At 43.3% G+C, this 2,061-nt stretch carries 4 protein-coding genes and 1 pseudogene; all 5 read right to left on the bottom strand.

What is annotated here, in order from left to right:
* Positions 1 to 248 (bottom strand): annotated as a pseudogene (locus ACFINF_RS09060) (phage tail protein); the annotation flags it as partial.
* On the bottom strand, positions 245 to 307 hold the full coding sequence (locus tag ACFINF_RS09055; protein ID WP_375620568.1) for a hypothetical protein: 63 nt from the start codon (positions 305 to 307) through the stop codon (positions 245 to 247). The pseudogene ACFINF_RS09060 and the gene ACFINF_RS09055, both read right to left, overlap by 4 nt.
* 47 nt (positions 308 to 354) lie before the next feature.
* On the bottom strand, positions 355 to 642 hold the full coding sequence (locus ACFINF_RS09050) for a phage tail assembly protein (RefSeq protein WP_375620567.1): 288 nt from the start codon (positions 640 to 642) through the stop codon (positions 355 to 357).
* 2 nt (positions 643 to 644) lie between these two features.
* On the bottom strand, positions 645 to 1,151 hold the full coding sequence (locus tag ACFINF_RS09045) for a phage major tail tube protein (protein WP_375620566.1): 507 nt from the start codon (positions 1,149 to 1,151) through the stop codon (positions 645 to 647).
* Positions 1,151 to 2,061 (bottom strand): phage tail sheath family protein (locus ACFINF_RS09040; RefSeq protein ID WP_375620565.1); only part of this gene is annotated, 911 nt, incomplete at its 5' end. The genes ACFINF_RS09040 and ACFINF_RS09045, both read right to left, overlap by 1 nt.

Below are 2,061 nucleotides of genomic sequence, written 5' to 3'. Positions count from 1 at the left end.
CCACCACCAGCAAGCCCTAAGACACCGGTAAAGACCGAAGCACGGCTTGCCGCCACTCCAAGAGCACTTTGAACGCCATGAAGGCTTTTTGTCATGTTTTTTACAGCAGCAGAAAAGCGCGGAATACCCAAACTATGTGAGAGTGTTTTAGACAATGTATCGAATTTTTTTTGTACACGTTTAAGAGGCGCGGTGAGTTTGTCTTCAAGAGACAGTTTCACCTTTGCATCAGCAACTTTTTCACTCATTTTGTCTTATACCTTTCTACTGCTTGATTTCGCCAGAATATGAGTTCTTGCGGTTCCATTTCCATCATCTTTGAAAGGGACCAATGGAACACAATGGTAATATCGGCTATGAGTTTCGCGGCAGTTTCCCAGTCGAGGTATCCCGCCGCTTGATAAAAGACTCTAAAATCTCTCCAATGCTCGACAAGTCATTAATATCGAGTTCTCCAACCGCTTCATGTGCCCATCCAGAAAGGCGTGCAACCATAGCAATTGTTTGCTCTATGCCTTCTTTTTTGTCGATTGCTTGCAGATCTTTTGTTTTGGGGCGCTGTAAGGTAATTGTGGTGTGCTCTTTTCCCTCAAAAGTAACAGGTATCAATAATTTATGTGTAATGCTTGTTTGTACTGTCATTTTTATAATCCTAAGTTTTCTCTATGATCTGCTAATTGATTGACGCCATTGAATTTTCTGATGAGGTTGGGGACGTCTATCTCAACAATTTCAACGTCCTTCTGGACATATTTAAAATACTGCAATGTAAATGTTGCTGTGGATGTTGCTTTGCTCCCCGGTTGCCATTCTGCCATTTCAAAGCCTTTGCATAGTCCTTTCATGGTAATGACAACACCTTCTGCGGGTGTGCCTTGCGCTTGCATTGAACTTCGTAATGAAATGTCGACATCAGTGCGCCCCAACAGTGCCATTAACTCTGGAGAGCAATCAGAAATGGTCATGCTAAGTGTGAGGGTTTCAAGACCAAGGTCAACTTCAATAGAGCTATCCATGCCTCCGCCGCGATAACTTTCAACAACCAAGTTCAAATTCGGCAATGTTACGCTTTCACATTTTGCTTGATAGGGAATGCCGTCGACAAAAATGTTAAAATATTTCAAAACTCTTGGTAAAACGGGGATAGCCATTAAAAAATCTCCTCTAAATAATCATTCACAATGCGTGAACGGAACGTGATGTGTTCTGCTGGTGTTGTTGGTGTGAATTCGACATTGAAATAGACTCTGCCGCCTTCAATAGCGCTTGCTGTATTCAACTCTGGATCAGGCGTACAACGCCCACCAAGAATGGCGCCTTGTGCTTTTAAATCACGCAAATAGGCATTGACGCTTTCACTCACGTCATGCATGTAGGTTTTTTTGATATTGCGGTCGACAGCCCATAGATGCCCGCGCAAAATGGCGTCATTGATCATATCTGCGGTTCTCACTACCGATAAGAAAGAAAATTTTGTATCGCTTGAAAGGGTGCGATTACCCCAAAGACGATAACCATTTTCGCGGATAATTGTTGTGATGTTTTGTTCGTTAAGAAGGTTAGCGCGGCTTGATCGATCACCAATGGAAAAATCAATGGGACGTGCAATACCAACAATGCCATTGATCACTTTGTTTGAAGGAGAATGCCAAAAACCGTGTGTAAAATCGGTTTTAGCAATGACACCAGCAACTGCTGCACTTGCTGGCTGTTCTAAGATTTTTCCATCACGATTCACCTTTACAAAAGGGTCAACTATGATGGCGCGTTTGGAGTCAAAATCCTTTGCTGCGCTAAGGGCTGCTTCATCTGTTGTGTTTGGTGCATCAAGCACCACAATGGCGCGCAGACGCTCTGCAATACCAATCAGTTCTGCCGCTACAGGATTAGAGGTTGTACTGATTTCGGCTTTGGCTGTCGCACCAGTGCCATCTCCTTCAATCGTCACATTTGGGGCGGTTTGATAATCAAAACCACTGTTCTTAATGACAATAGAAGTTACTTTTCCATCTTTCAGGATTGCTTCTGCTTCTCCACTGCCTTCGATTTTAACAGTTGCTT

It is taken from the genome of Bartonella sp. TS25HLJMH (assembly GCF_042193505.1).
In the GTDB taxonomy this organism is placed as follows: Bacteria; Pseudomonadota; Alphaproteobacteria; order Rhizobiales; family Rhizobiaceae; genus Bartonella; species Bartonella grahamii.
This window is presented reverse-complemented; position numbering and strand designations above follow the sequence as displayed.

What these genes read in the sequence shown, in the direction of transcription:
- ACFINF_RS09050 (WP_375620567.1), bottom strand. Translation starts at nt 642, where the DNA reads ATGACAGTACAAACAAGCATTACACATAAATTATTGATACCTGTTACT.
- ACFINF_RS09045 (WP_375620566.1), bottom strand. Translation starts at nt 1,151, where the DNA reads ATGGCTATCCCCGTTTTACCAAGAGTTTTGAAATATTTTAACATTTTT.